Source organism: Allobosea sp. CRIB-10, from assembly GCF_900112185.1.
In the GTDB taxonomy this organism is placed as follows: domain Bacteria; phylum Pseudomonadota; class Alphaproteobacteria; order Rhizobiales; family Beijerinckiaceae; genus Allobosea.
This window is the reverse complement of record NZ_FOKP01000002.1, coordinates 21,536-39,858: the sequence shown is the minus strand read 5'-3', so window position 1 is coordinate 39,858 and position 18,323 is coordinate 21,536. Positions and strand designations below refer to the sequence as shown.

Here is an 18,323-nt window from a genome sequence, read left to right as displayed (position 1 = left end):
CGGCCTCCCACCTGGCCGAACGCAGCCGCCGTCTGTTCGCGCTCTAGGGCATCTTCGAGCGAAGTGGACACCGGTTCGCGTGAAGAAAATGCGATAAAACAAGGACCTAGAACATTTCCGCGCTTCGAATAATTGCGGAATTGCTCTAGCGCATTTCAGCGTTGCAGCCAGTCGCGGAAATGCTCCACGGCTCGATCTCTCAGATTCCGCCGAGATGAAGCGTCTTCATTTCCAGGAATTCCTCGATGCCATGGTGGGAGCCTTCGCGGCCGAGACCGGATTCCTTGATGCCGCCGAAGGGAGCGGTCGTCGTCGAAACCGACCCGGCATTGATGCCGACCATCCCGAATTCCAGGGCCTCCGCCACCCGGAATGCTCGGGAAATGTCCCGGGTATAGAGATATGACGCCAGGCCGAACGGAGTGTCGTTCGCTTGGCTGATGACCTCAGCCTCCGTAGAGAAGCGGAACAGCGGAGCCACCGGGCCGAAGGTCTCCTCGCGGGCGATCTTCATCTCCACCGTCGCTCCCGTCAGCACGGTCGGCTCGTAGAACAACCCGGAACGGACCCTACCACCGAGGGTGACCGAGGCCCCGCGAGAGGTCGCGTCATCGACATGCTGCTGGATCTTGTCGATCGCCGCCCGGTTGATCATGGGGCCGATCGTCGTGCCGTCCGCCATTCCATCGCCGAGGACGAGATTGGCCGCCGCCGCCGCGAGCTTTTCCGCGAAGGCGTCGTAGACGCCGTCCTGGACGAAGATGCGGTTGGCGCAAACGCAGGTCTGACCGCCATTGCGGAACTTGCTGGCCATGACGCCCGAGATCGCGGCATCGAGATCGGCGTCGTCGAAGATCACGAAGGGAGCGTTTCCGCCCAGTTCGAGGCCGACGCGCTTCACCGTGGCAGCGCATTGCTCCATCAGGATCTTGCCGACGCGGGTCGAGCCGGTGAAGGTCAGCTTCCGCACGAGCGGGCTGCGCGTCAGGGCCTCGCCGATCTCGGCGGGCTGCCCCGTCAGGATGTTGATCACCCCCTTCGGAATCCCCGCACGCTCGGCGAGCACGCCGAGTGCGAGTGCCGAGAAGGGGGTGGCTTCGGCGGGCTTGATCACGATGGTGCAGCCGGCGGCAAGGGCGGGCGCGGCCTTTCGCGTGATCATCGCGTTCGGAAAGTTCCAGGGCGTGATCGCGGCGACGACACCGATCGGATGCTTCTGGACGATGATGCGGCCGTCGGTCGTCGCGGCAGGAATGGTCTCGCCGTAGACGCGGCGCGCCTCTTCCGCGAACCACTTCACGAAGGAGGCGCCGTAGACGATCTCACCGCGCGCCTCGGACAGCGGCTTGCCCTGCTCGAGCGTCATGATGCGCGCGAGATCGTCGCTGTGCTCGATCATGAGGCCGTACCAGCGCTCCAGGAGGCCTGCCCTGTCGGCAGCGGTCCGTGTCTTCCAGGAGTGGAAGGCGCGCTCGGCAGCCGCGATGGCTGCCTCCGTTTCCGGGGCTCCGCACCGAGGAACGTTGCCGATGATCTCTCCGCTCGCAGGATTGTCGACGGCAAAGGTCGAGGCGTCATCCGCGCCCAGCCATTCCCCATCGACGTAGCAGAGCTCGCTGAAGAGCGAGGGATCTTTCAACTGGGTAGCGATCGTCATGCCAGACCTCCGACGGTTGTCGGGATCATGCTTCGCGAGCCGCGGCACGATCTGCTGAAAGGAGCACCGACATCGATCGCAAAGCGCGAATGCGGCTGCGCTTCTTGCCGATCCCGCCGTGCAAGCCGTGCACTCTGCAAGGCGAGGACGCGAGGCTGGAACATGACCAAGGATCAGATCGTCTACGACGACTTTTCGAAGATCGACATTCGGATCGGCCGCATCGTGCAGGTACTGCCGTTCGAGCGCGCTCGAAATCCCGCCTACAAGGTCGAGGTCGATTTTGCGGCGTTCGGCAAGAAATGGTCGAGCGCCCAGATCACCAGCTACGCCGCTGACGAGCTGGTCGGCCGCCTGGTCTCCTGCGTCATCAACATGCCGCCTCGGAACATCGCCGGCTTCCAATCGGACATCCTGATCCTCGGCGCGCGTGACGCTGCCGGCAATGTGAAGCTGCTCTCGCCGACCGACGAGGTCGGGCTCGGCGAGCAGGTCTTCTGAGGGACCGAAATCATGGAAACCGCGGATTTCATCGTCATTGGCGGGGGCATCGCCGGTGCGTCGGTCGGCTACGAGCTGAGCCGCCACGGCAGAGTCGTCGTGCTGGAGATGGAAGCCTCTGCCGGCTACCACTCGACGGGCCGGTCGGCTGCCGTGATGTCCGAGAATTATGGCCCGGCCTTGTGGAGCAGGCTCGTGACGGCGTCGCGAGCCTTTCTGGAGACGCCTCCGGATGGCTTCACCGATGTTCCGCTGGTGACACCCCGCGGCGCGCTCTTCCTTGCCCGGGATGGAGAGCAGGCGCAGCTCCAAGGCCAGGCGGACGACATGCTCCGCCGTGGCGCGACCATCGACATGACGACGGCCACGGAGGCTCTGAGGTTTTGCCCGGTCGTCCGAGACAGCGAATTCGTATCGGCGCTGTACGAGCCCGACTGCAAGGACATCGACACGAACGCTCTCCTCACGGGCTATCTGAGGGCGCTCCGGAGACACGGCGGGACATTCATCGCCGGCGCGCGGGTTCAGTCGCTCCAGCTCGCGGGCGGGACATGGCGGGCCTTGAGCTCTCGGGGCAGCTTCGAGGCTCCGGTCGTCGTCAATGCCGCCGGCGGCTGGGTTCATGAGATCGCCGAACTCGCCGGCCTCTCTTTCCGGAACGTCGTCCCCTTCCGGAGAACCGCCGTCGTCTTCGATCCGCCCGCAGGCAGCGCGATCCAAAGCTGGCCGATGACCTTCGACGTCGCCGAGACCTTCTACTTCAAGCCCGAGGCGGGCCGGATCATGGTGTCGCCCGTCGACATGGCGCCATCCGCTCCCTGCGATGCCCAGGCCGACGAATTGGAAGTCGCCGTGGCGATCGACCGGATCCATCGCTGCACGACGATGGAGGTCAGGACGGTCGTCCATAAATGGGGTGGGCTGCGCACCTTTGCGCCGGATCATGAACCGGTGATCGGGCGAGACCCGGAGCAACCCGGTTTCATCTGGCTGGCCGGGCAGGGCGGCAACGGCGTGATGGCTGGCGCGGCGGCTGCGCGCCTCGCCGCGAGCTTCGCGCTCGACACTGCGATCCCGGCCGATCTCGTGGCCCTCGGCATCACCGCCGAGAACGTCTCGCCAGGGCGTGCCTGCGTGGTCGATCCCGGCGCCGCAGCGCCGGTCGTCGGCACGCTGGAAGACTTCGCCTGACGAAACTCGCTTCGTTCCAACAGAAAGGAAAACCCATGTCTGTCGATCAGCGGACCTCCGAACAGCTTCTGGCGGCGCGCGCCGACAACATTCCGCGCGGCATCTTGACCGCCCATCCGATCGTCATCGATCGCGCCGAGGGCGGCTATCTCTGGGACAAGGCCGGCCGGCGCTATCTCGATTTCGTCGGCGGCATCGGCGTCATCAATGTCGGACACAACCATCCGCGCGTCGTGGCCGCCGTCCAGGAACAGCTCAGGCGCGTCACGCATACTGCTTTCCAGGTCGCGGCCTATGAGCCCTACATCGCTCTGGCCGAATGTCTCAACAGGCTGGTCGGCAAGGGTGCCCGGTATAAGAGCATTTTCCTCACCACCGGCGCGGAGGCGGTCGAGAATGCGGTCAAGATCGCCCGCGGCTATACCAATCGTCCGGGTATCATCTCCTTCCGCGGCGGCTTCCACGGCCGCACCTTGCTTGGAGTGACGCTCACCGGCTTTGCCCAGCCCTATAAGCAGAACTTCGGCCCCTTCGCCGGCGAGGTCTACCATACCGCCTATCCGGACAGCTATCGCGGCGTATCCTCGCAGGATGCGATTGCTGGCCTGGAGGGACTGTTCGCCACCGAAATCGCGCCGGATCGCGTCGCTGCGATCATCATCGAGCCCGTCCAGGGCGATGGCGGGTTCCTCGCGGCGCCCGCCGCGTTCATGAAGGCGCTTCGGGAAATCACCCAGCGCCACGGCATCGTGCTGATCGCCGACGAGATCCAGACGGGCTTCGGCCGGACCGGCAAGCTCTTCGGCTTCGAGCACTCCGGAATCCAGCCCGATCTCGTCACGGTCGCAAAAAGTCTGGCCGGCGGCTTCCCGATCTCCGGTGTCGTCGGCAAGGCCGAGATCATGGACGCGCCGGCTCCGGGAGGCCTCGGCGGAACCTATGGCGGCAACGCCGTCGCCTGCGCTGCGGCGCTCGCTGTGCTCGACGCCTTCGAGAAGGACGGCCTCGTCGAGCGCGCCGCGGTCCTCGGCGGGAAGCTGTCGGCCGCCCTCGATGCGCTCAAGGCGAAGCATCCCGACATCGGCGTGGTGCGTGGCCTCGGCTTCATGCGCGCGCTCGAGTTCGTGACCGACGCCGAGAGCAAGGCGCCGGATGCGGACCGGGCCCATCAGGTCATGGAACGCGCCCGCGAACAGGGCCTCTTGGTGATTAAGTGCGGCGTTCACCGCAATATCGTCCGCTTCCTTGCTCCGATCGTCATCTCGGACGCGGATCTCGACGAGGCGATGGGCATCCTCGGCGAGGTGCTGGCTGCCACGGAGGCGGCCAAGGCGGCTTAAGGCAATCCAGTTGCCCCGGTGAGCTTCGCGTTCACCGGGGTTTCAGGGGAGTGAGCCTGGGTGCGAGCGCGAACTTGATTGTGAAGCGCCCGACGGCCTCAGTCGACATTCGGTATCACTTTTCCCGGGTTCATCAGCTCCTGCGGGTCCAGGGCTCGCTTGACGAGGCGCATGATGTCGACCTTCGACGCGGCCCCGAACCGGGCGAGCAGGTCGAGCTTCACGCGTCCGATCCCGTATTCGGCGCTGAAGGTCCCGCCCATGTCGAAAGCGAGCTCGTAGATCTTCGGCGAGACCTGCTCCTCGAACCCTGCCTTGAATTCGGGCACGGAAACGCCCTTCGGCGCGACGACGTTGAAATGGACGTTGCCGTCACCGACATGGCCGTAGACGGAGAGGATCGCCCCGGGACGGTTCTCGTTCACGATGTTCGAAGCGGCTTGAATGAACGCCGCGAGACGGGATGTGCGAACGGCGACGTCATGCTTGACCGAGCCTCCGTGATGGACCTCGGCCTCCGGGATGTTCTCCCGCAATTGCCAGAAGCCCGCGGCCTGCTGCCCGCTCGCGGCCATGGCTCCATCGGTGACGAGGCCGCTTTCCATCAATTCCGCGAGCAGCTGCGTGCTCGCCTCTTCGAGGTTGAGCACCGACGACGACGTCGAAGCCTCCATCAGGACGTAGTGATCGGCCGGGTCGGCGAGGGGGCGACGAAAATCGGGCCGTGACGCCAGCAGAAGCTGCAACGACGCCTCCGAGACATATTCGAAGGAGGTGATCGCTTCGCCAGTTTCGCGCTGGGCAGCGTCGAGTATCCCGGCCAGGTCTTCGATGCGCCTGATGGCGAGGAACGCGGTGATCGTCTGCCGCGGTTTCCGCGTCAGTTTGAGCGAAGCGCCCGTGATGATGCCGAGCGTGCCCTCCGCGCCGATGAAGAGCTGCTTCACGTCGTAACCCGAGTTGTTCTTTCGCAGCGGGCTGAGCTCGCTGTAGAGCGCGCCATCGGGGAGCACGACTTCGAGCCCGAGAACCAGGTCCCTGGCCATGCCGTAGCGCAGAACCGAAACGCCGCCCGCATTCGTCGACAGGTTGCCGCCGATCCGGCAGGACTGCTGCGAGCCGAGCGAAAGGGGGAGCAACAGGCCGGCATCGTCGGCGGCGCGCTGAAGCTCGCTGAGGACGATTCCTGCATCCACCGTCACCGAAAGGTTGCCGGGGTCGAGGTCGCGCACCTTGTTCATGCGTTCGAGGCTGACGACGAGTTCGTTGCCGTTGCGGCTTGGAGTGGCCGCGGTGCAGTAGCTCGTGTTACCGCCTTGGGGAACGAGCGGAACCTGCTCCTCCGCACAAATACGGACGATCGCCTGGACCCCCGCGGTATCCCGTGGCCGCAGCAAGGCCCGGGTCTTGCCGGAATAGAGCTTGCGGAAATCGGTCGCGTAGGCGGCGATGATGTCCTGGTCGCAGGTCACGATGTCCTGCGGCAGCCTGGAGAGCACCCGAGCGATGGCGTCCATGAGGCGATGTTCTTCCTGAGGTTGCGTTTCGGAGCCGTGCCGGGACCCAGCAAGCGACATCGGTTGGCTGGAGCCGCACGTCTTGAACCGTCCGCGACCCCAGAGATAGCGTGACGGAATCTGATCGCTGGAGGACCGGCGATCCGGTCAGTCGAGAATGTACTTCACCGGGACGTGCCCCTTGTCGAGGATCGTCTTGATCACGATGTAGCTGAAGTATTTCTCCACGCCGATGTTGCGCTCCAGGATGCCTTCCATGAGTTCCTGGTAGCGCGCGACGTTCTTGGTCACGAACTTCAGCAGATAATCGTACCCTCCGCTCACCAGATGGCACTCCTGGAGGGCCTCATAGCGCCTGATCTCGACCTCGAACTTTATGAAGTCCTCGCGGCGATGATCATTGAGCGTCACTTCGGTGAAGACGGTGATGTGGTCGACGAGCTTCGACAGTTGGATGCGGGCATTGTAGCTGACGACATAGCCCGCGTCCTCCAGACGGCGCAGCCGGGCAAGACAGGGGCTCGGGGACAGCCCCACCGCGTCCGCCAGGTCGACATTGGTCAACCTGGCGTTCTGCTGGAGCTGCGCGAGAATGTTGATGTCGATGCGATCAAGTCTCAGTGCGCCCGCCATTCCCGCGTCTCTCCCCTCGTGATCAGCCGCGAAGCGCTTCCTGATGCGCCTTCGCCAGATCGGCCATGCTGTTGAAGCGGAAATCATATTTCGGCATGTCGCCCGGATGCATCGTCGCGCCGAACCCGCCCTGGTCGTAGCGGCGATAGATCCAGCAGGACGCCAGGCCATGCCTGTTCGCCGGACCGTGGTCGTGGAACAGGCTCTCGGCGGTGTGCAGGATCTCGTGCTTCTGGATACCGAGCGTCTCCAGCCTCTTGAGCATGTACTCGAAGTTGCGGTCGGACGGCTTGTAGGAGCCGATATCCTCGGCCGTGTAGATCGCGTCGAATTCGACCTGGAGCTTCGCGTTGCTGGCGGCGAAGCTTTCATTGTCGACATTCGACAGGATCACGAGCTTGTAATGCCGCTTGAGATACTGGAGAGCGCCGGCGGAGTCGGTGAATGCCGGCCAGTTCTTGACCGATTGCCCATAGGCAACGCATTCGCCCCATGTCACGGTCAGGCCCCACTCCTCGGCCAGCCGCTTGTAAACGATCGGCAGGAGATCGCGATAACTCTTCGCCGGCGTCTGCAGCTGCTGCGACGATTCGTGGCGAGCATGCGCTTCCAGCACCTGATCGCGCGTGAGCGGCGTCGCGAGCCGGCCGGTGAGCGGCTTCAGCCCCTCGAACATGCCCGTTTCCCAGTCGACCAGCGTTCCGTAGCAGTCGAACGTCAGAGCTTTGAAGTCCGTCAGTTTCATCGGTCTTGTCCTGTCTTCGCGTTGGCCAAACATTGGTCGGCGGGTGAGCGCGCCCGCATGACGATCGACGACATCTCGCCGGCGGCTCCGGTCGGCATCCCGTGCGTGCTCTCACTCTGCCGCGCCGCCCGCCGCAATTGCGGGAAAACCCGCAACCGCAATCCGCAGCTCTTGCCGAATGCGATCGGTGAAACAGCGACATCTGCCGCTCCCGCATAGTCGGGGCGGGCCGCTGCGGAATTCGAATTCATGAGCCGGTGCAATTGTTTGGCCCGACCGATGGCGTGCGTCCCCCGCCGACGAGCGAGACGACGCCGCGGCAACACAGCACGATGTGCCGGTCCGGCGTCGTCAACGTGATCGCTATGCGTTTGAGCTGGAGATGAGGGCATTCCGGTCAAGCCGTCTTGAGGAAGAGGGGCACGGCCAATTGCGCGCAGACGGAAAATCGCGACGCCGTTTCCTCCTCGAACTGCGCCGCCCGGCCGAGAATATTGATCGTGCCGACCGTTCGATCCAGCCATCGCACCGGGATGTTCATCACGCTCTCGCAGCCGATCGCCCACAGCGCCTCGTGGTCGAAGAAGACGTCCTTCAGGTCTTGGCGGCTCCGGCCAACATAGCTTCTGCCTTCCAGGATGAGCCGATCGGCCCAGGCGCTACTCGGTAGCGGCTTCGAGCCGCCGGTTGGGCTGACGTCCTCCCGGTTCGAGTAGAGACGGGACATGACCAGGCCGTCATAGTCGAAGCGCAGGCAGGTGAAGAGCAGATGGTCGTGAAGACGCGCGGAATGCTCTTCCAGCGCGGAAAAGATGGCTGTCTCGGTCGTCGCTTTCGTCACCACGTCGAGAAAGTCCTGGACGTCCTGTGCGATCATCGCACCCTCACCACCGGCTGGTTCTCGCCGCAGAAGGGCTGGAAGAGTTCGTCGACTGCAACGTCGCGCAGGATCAGCGTCAGGCCGAGGCCGACATCGTCGTCCAGCCGCATCCGGCGGGGCGGGGAGAACGCATCGCCGACGCCATTGATGAGCACGGGGTCCGGCTGACCATCGGGCCTGACGAGGCCCTTCAGGCGCAGGAGACGGCTTCCGAAGAAACCGGCCAGGTTCTCGATCCATTCGGAGATCGCGGCCCAGGATGCATTCGGTTTCCATTCCGCGAAGGCCACCGTGATGCGCGAGGCCGAGGCCGCAATCGCCGAGAAGCGGGCTGTTCCCGGGGCGGATCGATCGCCATGCGCGGAGAACGCTGAAAGGGCCCGCTCGCGCGGCTGATCCGTCACCACCTGCGCCGCCAGGGGATTGAAGCCTTGCGCTTCGGCGGTGCAGCGATTCCAGTCCTGCGGAGAGAGTCGATCCAGCTTGGTCATCACGATCGTCTGCGCAGCCGCGAGCTGCGCTGCGTAGTGCGGAAGGAAATTGTCGCCGACGAATGGGGCCGACGCGTCGAGGGTGGCGACGATGCGGACATCGAACGCGACCTGCCGGATCGCGCGCAGGGAACGAACGATCGGGGCGGGTTCGGCGAGGCCGCTGGTTTCCAGAATGATCCGCCGCGGTGGTCCCAGCTGCCGTTCCGCCCGGGACAGCAGCAAGGCATCGATCCCCTCCTGCAGATCATTGCCGAGGGAACAGCAGATGCAGCCGCCGTCGAGCGTGGCGAGCGCAAGGTTTCGATGGTCGGCACCGATGACGGCCCCATCGATGTTGACCTCGCCGGCATCGTTGACGAGGACGCCCGTGTCGGATGTGTCCGCGAAGGAGAGATGGTCCGAGAGCAGCGTCGTCTTGCCCGAGCCCAAGGGGCCCGTCAGCACGATGAACTCCGGCCGGTCCGTCATCGGGGCAGGGCGATCCATCACGCCTCCTGCCTGGCTGCCGCAACCATCGCCTCGACATCCCCGAGGAGTTCGGCCGGGTCATAGAGCAGGCCGCCCTTGATCACGGTCTCGAGGCTGCGCTCCCAATCGACCGACTTCGTCGCATCGTTCAGACGCATCGTGCCGGTGCCGTAGAGCAGCTTGAAATCGTTCAGCGGGTTGCTGCGGTGGATCAGGATGTCGGCACGCTTCCCGATCTCGAGCGTCCCGGTATCCTGGTCGATGCCCAGCAATTCGGCGCCGCAGGCCGTGGCGGAGCGCAGAACTTCGAGCGGCGTGAACCCGGCCTCCTGCAAGAGTTCCAGCTCCCGGACATAGCCGAAGCCGTAGGTCTGGAACATGAAGCCGGAATCGCTGCCGACTGCGATGCGCCCGCCAAGGTTCTTGTAGTCGTTGACGAAGCGCATCCAGAGACGGAATGTTTCGCGCCACTCGATCTCGTTCGTCGTCGACCAGCGATACCAATAGGCGCCGTGCCCCCCGCGCTGGGGCTGGAAATAGGCCCAGAGCGTCGGATCGGTGAAGCGCTCGTGCCAGTCGGCCCGCCGCGTGCGCATCAGGTCGCGGTTGGCGTCGTAGACGTTGAAGGTTGGCACGAAGCTGTGGCGCGCCTCCAGGAACCGGCCGAGAACCGCTTCCCATTTTGGCGAGCCCGGGCGAGCGGCCTGCATGAAGGTCTGGCCCGCTGCCGAGAAGCGCAGATATTCGTCGCCGTAGTCGTAGTCTGGCGGAAAGGCTTGCAGCGTCTGGTTTTCGAGCAGCGTCTCGGGGATGCCGTAGGAATGCTCGGTGCTGCTCAGACCCCAGCTGGCCGTCTGGAGCGGGTTCATCCGGCCGACGGCGAGCTGCGCGTGGTGGCAGCAGCTCCCCAGCTCATGCCTGGCACACGCTTCGAGCGCTGCCTTCATGAGGGCGGGCGGAGCCCCGAAGAACTTGACGCCGTCGGCACCGGCAGCCTTCACGCCATCGACCCAGGCGGCCGCCTGTTCCGGCGTATGCAAGCTCTTGACGTAGTCGGTCGTCGCCGGGAACGGGGCATAGGCCATGATTCGAGGCGCATCGATCCGATGCTCCTCGGCGGCTGCCTTCTGCCGCAATGTCCAGGACAGCCCGTTGAAGCATCCGGTCTCGCGGACGGTGGTGACCCCATGCCCGAGCCAGAGCTTGTAGATGTAGTCGGCAGACGGCTGCGGTCCGTTCTTGGCATGGAACGGAGCGCCGATATGGGCATGGCAGTCGATGAAGCCCGGCGTGAGGAACTTGCCGGAGCAGTCGATGTCCAAGACATCTTCGGCGCGCGTGTCCTCGGGCAGCTTCGCCTTGCCCGTCTTGGCCAGGGCCACGATCCGGCCGTTCTCGACGATCAGGTCGACCGGCCCCCAGGGCGGAGCCCCGGTTCCGTCGATCACGCGCGCGCCGGTGAGCTTGAGATAGCGACGAGGTTCACGGCCCCGGGTCCCTTCGGTCGCCGCGGCCAATCCGGGCATGCCCGACGCCGCGAACATCGTCGCGAACTCGTCTCCCGGTGCGCCGGCAGTCGGTGTAGTCGTCATGATGGCATTCTCACTTCGACGGGGCCGGAATGGCTGCCGCAGGTGCTGCCGCATCGGCGCGGGCCGAACCTGCGCGCTCGTTCCGGAGGCCGAAGACGCCCTGGGGCCGGAGCTGCATGATCACGATCAGCGCGACGGCGATGGCGAACTCCCTGAGCGAGGCGATCTGCACCGCGCTCAGGCCCGGGATGAACTCGGCCGCAAAGCGCGAGGATTCCAGGATCGTCATCACCGCGAGCGAGCCGAAGACGGCGCCGATCAGCCTGCTGTAGCCGCCCGCCGTCACCGCGAGGAAGATGTAGATGGTGAGCTGCACGACGAAGTTGTCGGGCGAGATGTAGCTGGTGAAGTGGGCATAAAGGCCACCGGCAAGGCCGAACAGCGCGGCCCCGATGCCGAAGGCCTGGCATTTCAGCCGCAACACGTTCTTGCCGGCGACGGCGGCCACCTTCTCGTCGTCACGAACCGCACGCAGCGCCCGGCCGAAGGGGCTGCCGAGGACGCGGGCGAGCATCCAGGCGACCAGCGCGACGAGGGTCCAGGCCAAGGCGAAATAGAACCAGGGATAGAGTTCGCCGAGGGCGTCCTTGAACGGCGCCCGGATACCCGAAATGCCGTCGCTGCCGCCCGTGAGCCAGCGCTCGTTGAGCTCGACGAGACGCAGGCCCTCGCCGAAGCCAAGCGTCACGATGGCGAGATAGTCGCCCCGAAGCGTTCGGGTCAGCAGGCAGAACCCCACGCCGATCACAGCCGAGAGAGCCGCGCCTGCGACCCAGCCAAGGCCGATCGGCGCTCCCAGCTTGGTCAGCAGCGCGGAACAATAGGCTCCGAGGCCGAAGAAGCCGACCAGGCCGAGATTGACCATGCCGGCTTGGCCCCAGCTCACGACGAGGCCGAGGGAGAGCAGGGCATAGATCGCCGTGATGGTTCCGATGAACAGAAGATAGGAGGTCATTTCCTGACTCCTGCCGCGCCGGCGAAGAGGCCTGTCGGCTTCACCAGAAGGATGAAGAGGATGGCAAGGAAGGCCGTGAGGGATTGGTAGACCGGGGGCATGGCGATCATCGCGACCTCGCCCGCGACACCGATGATCAGGGCCCCGAGGACCGCCCCGTAAAGGCTGGTCAACCCGCCGAGGACGCTCGCCGCGAAGATGACGAGGATCAGCCGCGAGCCGGTCGAGGGATCGACGCTCGTATCGATCGCCAGCAGGGAACCGCCGATGCCGGCCAGCCCCATGCCGATGAACGTCGCGAGGTTCGACAGGTTGCGCGGCTCGATGCCCTTCAATCTGGCGAGGTCGGTGTTGTCGGCGACGGCCCGCATCGCCTTGCCCCAGCGGGTGAGCGAGAAGAATGCGGCGAGCGCGATGGCGATGACGAGCGCGGTGATGAGATTGCGGAGCTGCTGGGGGCCGACGCTCAGCCCCCAAACCCGGACATTGCGTTCGATCGGAAGATCGAAGCTGTTGAGATCGCTCCCGAAGAGGAAGCGGAGCGCATTCTCGATCGCAAGGTTGAGCGCGATCGAGACGACCGCGAGCATCAGGGCGGTATGGGCTCCTGACTGGCGCCGAACGGGCGCGAGCGCGAGACGGTCGGCCGCAATGCCCAGCATGCCCGGGACCGCGAATGCAAAAACCAGCATCAGGACCGGCGACCACCCCAGATGGGCGCCTGCGTACCAGGCGGCATAGGCGCCGACTGTCATCTGCGCGGCGACGCTGAAATTGACGAACCCCTGCACGGAGAAGATCAAGGTCAGGCCGAGCGCCGGAAGCGCGATCAGCGCTCCCAGCACGAGGCCGTTCAGCACATATTGTGCGATTTCGGTGAACACGGCTCGCTCGCCCGAATGCGCTCAGGCAACCTTCAGAAGGGCCATCTTCCCCTTCTGAACCTGCTCGTACCGGAAGAAGACGCCTTCGACGTCGCCGTTCGCTGCGAATTCGAGCGGGCCGCTCGGGCCGTCATAGTTGATCGGCTTCTTGTCTGCGATGAGCTTCAGACCCCGGGCGACGTCGCTGACCTTTTCTCCCTTCGGATCCTGCGAGATCGCCCTGACGGCGTCGCGCACTGCCGTGCCGCTCGGCGATGCGACCGCGGCCTGAGCCAGCGCCAAGGCGGTCAGCACGACATGGTCGTAGACCTGGCAGGAATAGCTATCGAGGGCTGGCCGTCCCATCTTGCCGATGAGCGTCTTGTAGGCCGTTGAATCCTCGGATGCCGATGGCACGAGCGACGCGGTCCCGTCCGACACCTCGTGAGGAACACCCTCGGCCAGAACCTGATTCACCCCGAAGGAGAATCCGATCTTCTTGCCGCCGAAGCCGGCACGATACAGGTCCTTGAGCACGACGGAGGTATCGGGCACGTAGCCGCCGAGCACGATGATATCGGGGTTCGTGCGCAGAGCCTGGTCGACCTCGGTGCGATAGCTGGCGCGCTTGTCCTCGTAGATCAGCCCCTGTCCGGCTCCGCCGGCATCCTTGAACAGCTTCGAGATGATGTCGATGTAGGACTGCGCAAATGGCGTCTGCGGCCCGAGGAAGAACATCTTCCTGGCGCCGAGTTCCAGCGCGTACTGACCGACCCGCGTGCCTTGCAGCGTCACGGTGGGAGAGGTGCGGAAGATGTAGCCGTTATGCGGCGTCTTGGTGATGCTGTCCGCGCCGGAAGACGTGAAGAGCGCCGTCTTGCTTTCATAGCACAGGGGCGCGATCGCCGAGGTTACGGCCGAAGCATAGGAGCCGCCGATCGAGACGACCTTGTCGACGTCGATCAGCTTACGCGCAGCGCGGACGGCAGCTTCGGGGTTGCTCTGGTCGTCCTCGATCAGAACCTCGATCGGACGGCCCGCCACACCTCCGGCGGCATTGATGTCGCTCACCGCGATCTTCGCCGCGGCGCTCATCGTCGCTCCGAACTGGCTGGTCGCTCCGGTCAAGGGGATGACGATCCCGATCTTGATCGGCTGCGCGCCCTGGGCCAGCAAAGCCCGTGGCCAAAAGGTCGCGAGGGAGCCGACGCCCGCGGCGCCGACCAGGAAATCACGACGGTCAAACTTGCTCATGACGATCCCCTTGTTCTGTTTTTTGCGTTGCGCCCTGGCCATGGTCGCGGCGGCCAAGGAACAGGTGACGCACCTCGTCGTCCGCAAGCAGCGACGAGGCGGTGCCTTCGCGGGCTTTGCGCCCAGCGACCAGGGCAAGGCCCTTGGTTCCGTATTCGAGAGCCAGAAGTGCGTTCTGCTCGACCATCAGCACCGCGAGACCCGACTTCGCCAGGTCGCGAACGAGTTCGAAGACTTCGTCGGCGGCCGCTGGCGAAAGCCCGGCTGTGGGCTCGTCTAGGAGCAGGACGCTCGGGCTGGTCATGAGCGCGACGCCCATGGCGAGCACCTGGCGCTGGCCACCCGAAAGGTTCCCGGCCTTGTCGCGCAGCTTGGTCTTCAGGAGCGGGAAGCGCGAGAGCTGCTCGTCGACGCGATCCTTCAATCCCCTGCGGTGGAGATAGCCGCCCATCTCCAGATTTTCGCGGATCGTCAGGCTGGCGAAGACGTTCCGTTCTTGCGGAACGAAGCTCATTCCGCTCTTGCAAGCCGCCTGCGCATTCCCGGGTTGAAGGGCCTTTCCCTGCAGGCTGATCTCGCCCGATGTCGGCGTCAGCAACCCGGCGACGAGCTTCAGGAATGTCGATTTTCCAGCCCCGTTGGGGCCGATGATGACGGTCAGATCACCGGCTCGGACATCCAGATCGATGCCTTTGACGATGTCCTCGGCGTTGGGGTAGCCGCCTCGGAGTCCACGGACGGTAAGGTCGGTCATTGGCGACGGATCCCGAGATAGCTTTCCTGGACGTCGCGGTTCCCGGCGATGTCGGAGAAGCTGCCGCGCGTCAGGAAGCGTCCACCCGCCATGACGATGACCTCGTCGCAGAGACGCTCGATCAGCTCCATTTCGTGCTCGATCAGGACGATCGAGATCCCGCTCTTCCTGATCTCGACGAGATGGTCGGCGATGTCCTGGACGAGCGTCGGGTTCACGCCCGCCATCGGCTCGTCGAGCAGGATCATCTTCGGCTTCGCGAGCAGAGCCCGGCCGATCTCCAGCAGCTTCTTCTGGCCGCCGGACAGGCGCGTCACGAGATTGTCGAGGACATGCGCGAGCTTGAGCCGTCGCGCCATGTCGAGCGCCTCCTCGCGAAGCGCCTCCTCTTGCCTGCGGGCCTCGGGATTGCCGAGGATAGCGACGATGAGGCCTTCTCCGCGCTGACGCGGGCCATAGAGCATGAGGTGTTCGAAAACCGTCATGTTCTCGCAGCCACGTGCGAGCTGAAACGAGCGGACCAGGCCCGCGCGCGAAATCTCCTGAGGTTCCGCCCGCGAGATGTCGCGTCCGCAAAAACGGACCTGACCGGTCGCCCCCGGCGTCAGCCCCGAAATGCAATTGAACAAGGTCGTCTTGCCGGCGCCGTTGGGGCCGATCAGGCCGGTGGTGATGCCCGGCTGGATTGCGAAGGAGGCTCCGTCGAGCGCGCGGATGCCTCCGAAGCGGATCGAGAGATCAGCGATCTCCAACTGCGCGTGTGTCATGGCTGTCCAATGTCGCGTTTCCCCGAGGGCTTCGACGAAACTCATCGACCCTTCATCCGCTCGAAGCCGCATGCGGCTCGGCTCTTATCGAGAGGGACGCTATGACACCTATACACTTAATGCTATAGGTGTTGAACACTTAAGTGTTCGAGCGGCGTTCCGGCTCGGATCACCCGCGCGGAGGGCGTTGTGATGGACGTGGATTATCGGGAGGCATTCGAGAATGCGCCGGTCGGCCTGGCGGTCGGCAGGAACCGGATGATCGTGGCCGGGAACCACGAGTTCGCCAGGATCTTTCGAGGCTCGATCGCCGCTATGATCGGCGAGAGCTTCGAGCGGCTCTACCCGACCCAGACGGATTATGAGGAGACAGGCGCTCGGGTTGGCGAGCGTTTAGCCAGCGAGCGCAGCTACACCGATGACCGCGTCATGCGCCGGCTCGACGGCGATCTCTTCTGGGTTCGGGTCAGCGGTTTCACCTACACTCCGGAGCATGCTCATGCACATACTCTTTGGGTCTTCTCCGAACTCAATAGGGCCCAGCCATCAAGTCCGTCGTTGAGGACGACCCTGACCCCCAGGGAGCGGGATATCGCCACCCTCCTCATTGACGGAAAGACGGGAAAGGAGGTGGCGAAGGCGCTCGATATCAGTCCGCGCACGGTGGACATCTACCGGGCCCGTTTGCTCCGGAAATACAACGCCAAGAACACCCAGGCTCTCGTCGAACTACTTCTCCGAGGGTGAGTGAAGGATTGCCCAGGTTCCAAGCTATCCATGGCTCGGTCGCCCCTATCGCCCAGTGAAGAGGGTCGGGAAGTCTCTCTACGATGCCGAAACCGACGGTGAACGCGAAAGATTGAAGCACTTCTGCCCCCATGGGTGAGAGCATACGGGGCCAGAAGCCAGGCTTTGCTCGCGGCCCTAAAACCGCCTTGCCCGGGTTCATCAGGTTCGCAGGGGCGAACTGTCGCTTGACGGCGCGCATCAGCTCCGAGGTCATGGCCGGCCTATAGCGCTGGATCAGGTCGCGCCTCAGTTCGCCCAGCCCGTGCTCGGCGCTGATGCTGCCCTTGCAGCCGTCGACCAGCTCGTAGAGCACGGTCTCGACCCGTTCTGCAGTGTTTGGCGGCGGCCTGGATCGAGCTCTGCCGGCACCAGGACGTTGACCGGCATCGAGCGCCTGCAGGGCAGCAAGGCTGCGCGCAACGAAGCCGGGGATCGCGCTGATCGGCGTCGAGACGTCGTGGCTGAAGCTCGGGCCGGCACGCTTCTGCGCTTCGGTGATGTTCTCGCGCAGGGCCCAGAGCAGGATATGGACGCCGCCGCGCAGGGCCGGCTGGGCGACATGGGGAGCATGCGTCTCCACCAGCGCGCGGCAGGCCTCGGTGAAGCATTCGCAGCCGGAGAGGACACCGGCCGCATGCCCACCGGTTCCGTCCTGGTGTCAAAAGTCAAATCCCATTGCCATACGCATCTGTCTGGCATAATGTATGCCAGACAGATGCGTGCTGCTGCCGTGTGCTCGCGGAGGATCGGATCGTGAGAATCCATGAATTCCAGGCGAAGCAGCTCCTCGCTCGTTACGGCCTGCAGGTGCCGGCGGGCGGCGTCGCGATCGAGGCTGGCGAGGCCGGCCAGGTCGCCCGGCGTCTCGGTGGTCCGGTGCTGGTCAAGGCGCAGATCCATGCCGGCGGGCGCCAGCGCGCCGGTGGCGTTCAGCCGGCCGGCGATCCTGCTGCCGCTGCAGCTGTTGCTGGCGATTTGCTCGGCACGTCGCTGGTGACCGCGCAGACCGGGCCAACCGGCCAGAAGGTCAGGCGCGTCCTCGTCGAAACCGCGATTGCCGCGATGCGCGAGCTGCATCTCGCCTTGCTGATCGATGCCTCTTCGGGCGAGCTGACGCTGATCGGCAGCGCCAGAGGCGGCGTGGATATCGAGGAGCAGGCGGCGCGCGGCGATATCCGGCTCAACCGGCTCGGTCTCGGCTCCGGCAGCGAGGCGCGGTCGCAGGAGGTGGCGGCCTTCGCCACGGCGCTCGGGCTCGAGGGTGCGCTGCACGAGCAGGGCTGTGCGCTGATCGATAGTCTCCGGCGCGCCTTCGTCGAGCTCGACGCCAGCCTGATCGAGATCAACCCGCTGGCCGTCACTGCGACAGACTCCCTCGTCGCGCTCGACGTCAAGATGATGCTCGACGACAACGCGTTGTTCCGGCATCCGGAACTGGCGGCGCTGCGCGACGAGGACGATACCAGCGCTGCCGAATTGCAGGCGCAGCGCCACCAGCTCAACTACGTCCAGCTCGACGGCAATATCGGCATCGTCGCGAATGGCGCCGGGCTCGGCCTCGCCACCCTCGACATGCTGGTTGCGGCCAAGGGGCGGCCGGCCAACTTCATGGACATCAGGACCACCGCGAACAGCCTCGACATCGCACAGGGCTTCCGCCTGCTGCTCGACAACCCGGCGACGCGCGCAATCCTGGTCAACGTCCATGGCGGCGGCATGCAGCCCTGCGACACCATCGCCGAGGGGCTCGGCATCGCCCTGCGGCGCAGCGGCCGGTCGTTGCCGCTGGTGGTGCGGCTGGCCGGCAACAACGCCGATTTCGCCCGCTCGCGCCTGCGCAATTTCGGCTGCGCGGTGATCGATTGTCCGGACATGTGGACCGCCGCCTCGCAGGCGGTCGCGCTGTCGCAGAAGGGAGCCTGA

Annotated in this window: 19 protein-coding genes; 7 read left to right on the top strand and 12 right to left on the bottom strand. The window is 64.9% G+C overall.

From position 1 onward, the window contains the following. Positions 1-199: 199 nt before the first annotated feature. Positions 200-1,657 carry an NAD-dependent succinate-semialdehyde dehydrogenase gene (locus tag BMZ69_RS02970; RefSeq protein WP_092154731.1) on the bottom strand — a complete coding sequence of 486 codons (1,458 nt, stop codon included), beginning with the start codon at positions 1,655-1,657 and terminating at the stop codon, positions 200-202. A 162-nt stretch (positions 1,658-1,819) separates the two neighbouring features. Between BMZ69_RS02970 and BMZ69_RS02965 the strand changes: the two genes are divergently transcribed. From BMZ69_RS02965 to gabT, 3 genes are read left to right on the top strand one after another with little or no spacing between them, the layout of a single operon-like run. Next, positions 1,820-2,158 carry a tRNA-binding protein gene (locus BMZ69_RS02965; protein ID WP_092154729.1) on the top strand — a complete coding sequence of 113 codons (339 nt, stop codon included), beginning with the start codon at positions 1,820-1,822 and terminating at the stop codon, positions 2,156-2,158. Positions 2,159-2,170: 12 nt separating this feature from the next. Next, positions 2,171-3,349: an NAD(P)/FAD-dependent oxidoreductase gene (locus tag BMZ69_RS02960; protein ID WP_092154727.1), complete on the top strand. Its 1,179-nt coding sequence runs from the start codon at positions 2,171-2,173 to the stop codon at positions 3,347-3,349. 35 nt (positions 3,350-3,384) lie between these two features. Then, on the top strand, positions 3,385-4,689 hold the full coding sequence (gabT, locus tag BMZ69_RS02955) for a 4-aminobutyrate--2-oxoglutarate transaminase (RefSeq protein ID WP_092154725.1): 1,305 nt from the start codon (positions 3,385-3,387) through the stop codon (positions 4,687-4,689). 98 nt (positions 4,690-4,787) lie between these two features. Here the strand turns inward: gabT and BMZ69_RS02950 are convergent, their stop codons facing one another. The 3 genes from BMZ69_RS02950 to BMZ69_RS02940 all read right to left on the bottom strand — a co-directional run bounded on the left by BMZ69_RS02950 (position 4,788) and on the right by BMZ69_RS02940 (position 7,584). Further along, the gene (locus tag BMZ69_RS02950) at positions 4,788-6,206 is read right to left on the bottom strand and encodes an FAD-binding oxidoreductase (RefSeq protein ID WP_092154723.1); all 1,419 of its coding nucleotides are present in this window, start codon (positions 6,204-6,206) and stop codon (positions 4,788-4,790) included. A gap of 147 nt (positions 6,207-6,353) precedes the next feature. Beyond that, complete coding sequence (locus BMZ69_RS02945) at positions 6,354-6,839, bottom strand: Lrp/AsnC family transcriptional regulator (protein ID WP_092154720.1); 486 nt, start codon at positions 6,837-6,839, stop codon at positions 6,354-6,356. A gap of 22 nt (positions 6,840-6,861) precedes the next feature. Continuing rightward, positions 6,862-7,584, bottom strand: a complete 723-nt coding sequence (locus BMZ69_RS02940) for a haloacid dehalogenase type II (protein WP_092154718.1) — start codon at positions 7,582-7,584, stop codon at positions 6,862-6,864. Positions 7,585-7,641: 57 nt separating this feature from the next. Here BMZ69_RS02940 and BMZ69_RS31485 point away from each other — a divergent pair, with 57 nt between their 5' ends. Next, positions 7,642-7,803 (top strand): hypothetical protein, encoded by a 162-nt coding sequence (locus BMZ69_RS31485; protein ID WP_175506646.1) that lies wholly within the window; start codon positions 7,642-7,644, stop codon positions 7,801-7,803. 178 nt (positions 7,804-7,981) lie between these two features. Here the strand turns inward: BMZ69_RS31485 and BMZ69_RS02935 are convergent, their stop codons facing one another. The 8 genes from BMZ69_RS02935 to BMZ69_RS02900 are packed head-to-tail and all read right to left on the bottom strand — an operon-like array spanning position 7,982 to position 15,611. Further along, complete coding sequence (locus BMZ69_RS02935) at positions 7,982-8,428, bottom strand: GAF domain-containing protein (RefSeq protein WP_175506645.1); 447 nt, start codon at positions 8,426-8,428, stop codon at positions 7,982-7,984. 29 nt (positions 8,429-8,457) lie between these two features. Then, positions 8,458-9,426, bottom strand: coding sequence for a CobW family GTP-binding protein (locus BMZ69_RS02930; RefSeq protein ID WP_175506644.1), 969 nt, complete (start codon positions 9,424-9,426; stop codon positions 8,458-8,460). A 17-nt stretch (positions 9,427-9,443) separates the two neighbouring features. Then, a complete protein-coding gene (locus tag BMZ69_RS02925; protein WP_092154711.1) occupies positions 9,444-11,018 on the bottom strand; it encodes an amidohydrolase family protein in 1,575 nt (524 codons plus the stop codon). A gap of 10 nt (positions 11,019-11,028) precedes the next feature. Next, positions 11,029-11,973 carry a branched-chain amino acid ABC transporter permease gene (locus tag BMZ69_RS02920; protein WP_092154709.1) on the bottom strand — a complete coding sequence of 315 codons (945 nt, stop codon included), beginning with the start codon at positions 11,971-11,973 and terminating at the stop codon, positions 11,029-11,031. Then, positions 11,970-12,857 carry a branched-chain amino acid ABC transporter permease gene (locus BMZ69_RS02915; RefSeq protein WP_092154707.1) on the bottom strand — a complete coding sequence of 296 codons (888 nt, stop codon included), beginning with the start codon at positions 12,855-12,857 and terminating at the stop codon, positions 11,970-11,972. Before BMZ69_RS02915 ends, BMZ69_RS02920 begins: the two co-directional genes overlap by 4 nt. Before the next feature lie 21 nt (positions 12,858-12,878). Next, a complete protein-coding gene (locus BMZ69_RS02910) occupies positions 12,879-14,147 on the bottom strand; it encodes an ABC transporter substrate-binding protein (RefSeq protein ID WP_244543185.1) in 1,269 nt (422 codons plus the stop codon). After that, entirely contained in the window at positions 14,077-14,844 is a 768-nt protein-coding gene (locus tag BMZ69_RS02905; protein ID WP_092154703.1) for an ABC transporter ATP-binding protein, read from the bottom strand. The genes BMZ69_RS02910 and BMZ69_RS02905 overlap by 71 nt, the downstream gene beginning before the upstream one ends. Next, on the bottom strand, positions 14,841-15,611 hold the full coding sequence (locus BMZ69_RS02900; protein WP_092155444.1) for an ABC transporter ATP-binding protein: 771 nt from the start codon (positions 15,609-15,611) through the stop codon (positions 14,841-14,843). The genes BMZ69_RS02905 and BMZ69_RS02900 overlap by 4 nt, the downstream gene beginning before the upstream one ends. A 192-nt stretch (positions 15,612-15,803) precedes the next feature. Here BMZ69_RS02900 and BMZ69_RS02895 point away from each other — a divergent pair, with 192 nt between their 5' ends. The 3 genes from BMZ69_RS02895 to sucC all read left to right on the top strand — a co-directional run bounded on the left by BMZ69_RS02895 (position 15,804) and on the right by sucC (position 18,323). After that, on the top strand, positions 15,804-16,358 hold the full coding sequence (locus BMZ69_RS02895; RefSeq protein WP_092154701.1) for a LuxR C-terminal-related transcriptional regulator: 555 nt from the start codon (positions 15,804-15,806) through the stop codon (positions 16,356-16,358). A 418-nt stretch (positions 16,359-16,776) separates the two neighbouring features. Further along, on the top strand, positions 16,777-17,157 hold the full coding sequence (locus BMZ69_RS32015; protein WP_244543184.1) for a hypothetical protein: 381 nt from the start codon (positions 16,777-16,779) through the stop codon (positions 17,155-17,157). Further along, positions 17,154-18,323 (top strand): ADP-forming succinate--CoA ligase subunit beta, encoded by a 1,170-nt coding sequence (gene sucC, locus BMZ69_RS02885; RefSeq protein WP_092155443.1) that lies wholly within the window; start codon positions 17,154-17,156, stop codon positions 18,321-18,323. The genes BMZ69_RS32015 and sucC overlap by 4 nt, the downstream gene beginning before the upstream one ends.

What these genes read in the sequence shown, in the direction of transcription:
- BMZ69_RS02970 (WP_092154731.1), bottom strand. Translation starts at nt 1,657, where the DNA reads ATGACGATCGCTACCCAGTTGAAAGATCCCTCGCTCTTCAGCGAGCTC.
- BMZ69_RS02950 (WP_092154723.1), bottom strand. Translation starts at nt 6,206, where the DNA reads ATGGACGCCATCGCTCGGGTGCTCTCCAGGCTGCCGCAGGACATCGTG.
- BMZ69_RS02945 (WP_092154720.1), bottom strand. Translation starts at nt 6,839, where the DNA reads ATGGCGGGCGCACTGAGACTTGATCGCATCGACATCAACATTCTCGCG.
- gabT (WP_092154725.1), top strand. Translation starts at nt 3,385, where the DNA reads ATGTCTGTCGATCAGCGGACCTCCGAACAGCTTCTGGCGGCGCGCGCC.
- BMZ69_RS31485 (WP_175506646.1), top strand. Translation starts at nt 7,642, where the DNA reads ATGACGATCGACGACATCTCGCCGGCGGCTCCGGTCGGCATCCCGTGC.
- BMZ69_RS02940 (WP_092154718.1), bottom strand. Translation starts at nt 7,584, where the DNA reads ATGAAACTGACGGACTTCAAAGCTCTGACGTTCGACTGCTACGGAACG.
- BMZ69_RS02965 (WP_092154729.1), top strand. Translation starts at nt 1,820, where the DNA reads ATGACCAAGGATCAGATCGTCTACGACGACTTTTCGAAGATCGACATT.
- BMZ69_RS02960 (WP_092154727.1), top strand. Translation starts at nt 2,171, where the DNA reads ATGGAAACCGCGGATTTCATCGTCATTGGCGGGGGCATCGCCGGTGCG.
- BMZ69_RS02905 (WP_092154703.1), bottom strand. Translation starts at nt 14,844, where the DNA reads ATGACCGACCTTACCGTCCGTGGACTCCGAGGCGGCTACCCCAACGCC.
- BMZ69_RS02930 (WP_175506644.1), bottom strand. Translation starts at nt 9,426, where the DNA reads ATGACGGACCGGCCGGAGTTCATCGTGCTGACGGGCCCCTTGGGCTCG.
- BMZ69_RS02925 (WP_092154711.1), bottom strand. Translation starts at nt 11,018, where the DNA reads ATGACGACTACACCGACTGCCGGCGCACCGGGAGACGAGTTCGCGACG.
- BMZ69_RS02920 (WP_092154709.1), bottom strand. Translation starts at nt 11,973, where the DNA reads ATGACCTCCTATCTTCTGTTCATCGGAACCATCACGGCGATCTATGCC.
- BMZ69_RS02900 (WP_092155444.1), bottom strand. Translation starts at nt 15,611, where the DNA reads ATGACACACGCGCAGTTGGAGATCGCTGATCTCTCGATCCGCTTCGGA.
- BMZ69_RS02895 (WP_092154701.1), top strand. Translation starts at nt 15,804, where the DNA reads ATGGACGTGGATTATCGGGAGGCATTCGAGAATGCGCCGGTCGGCCTG.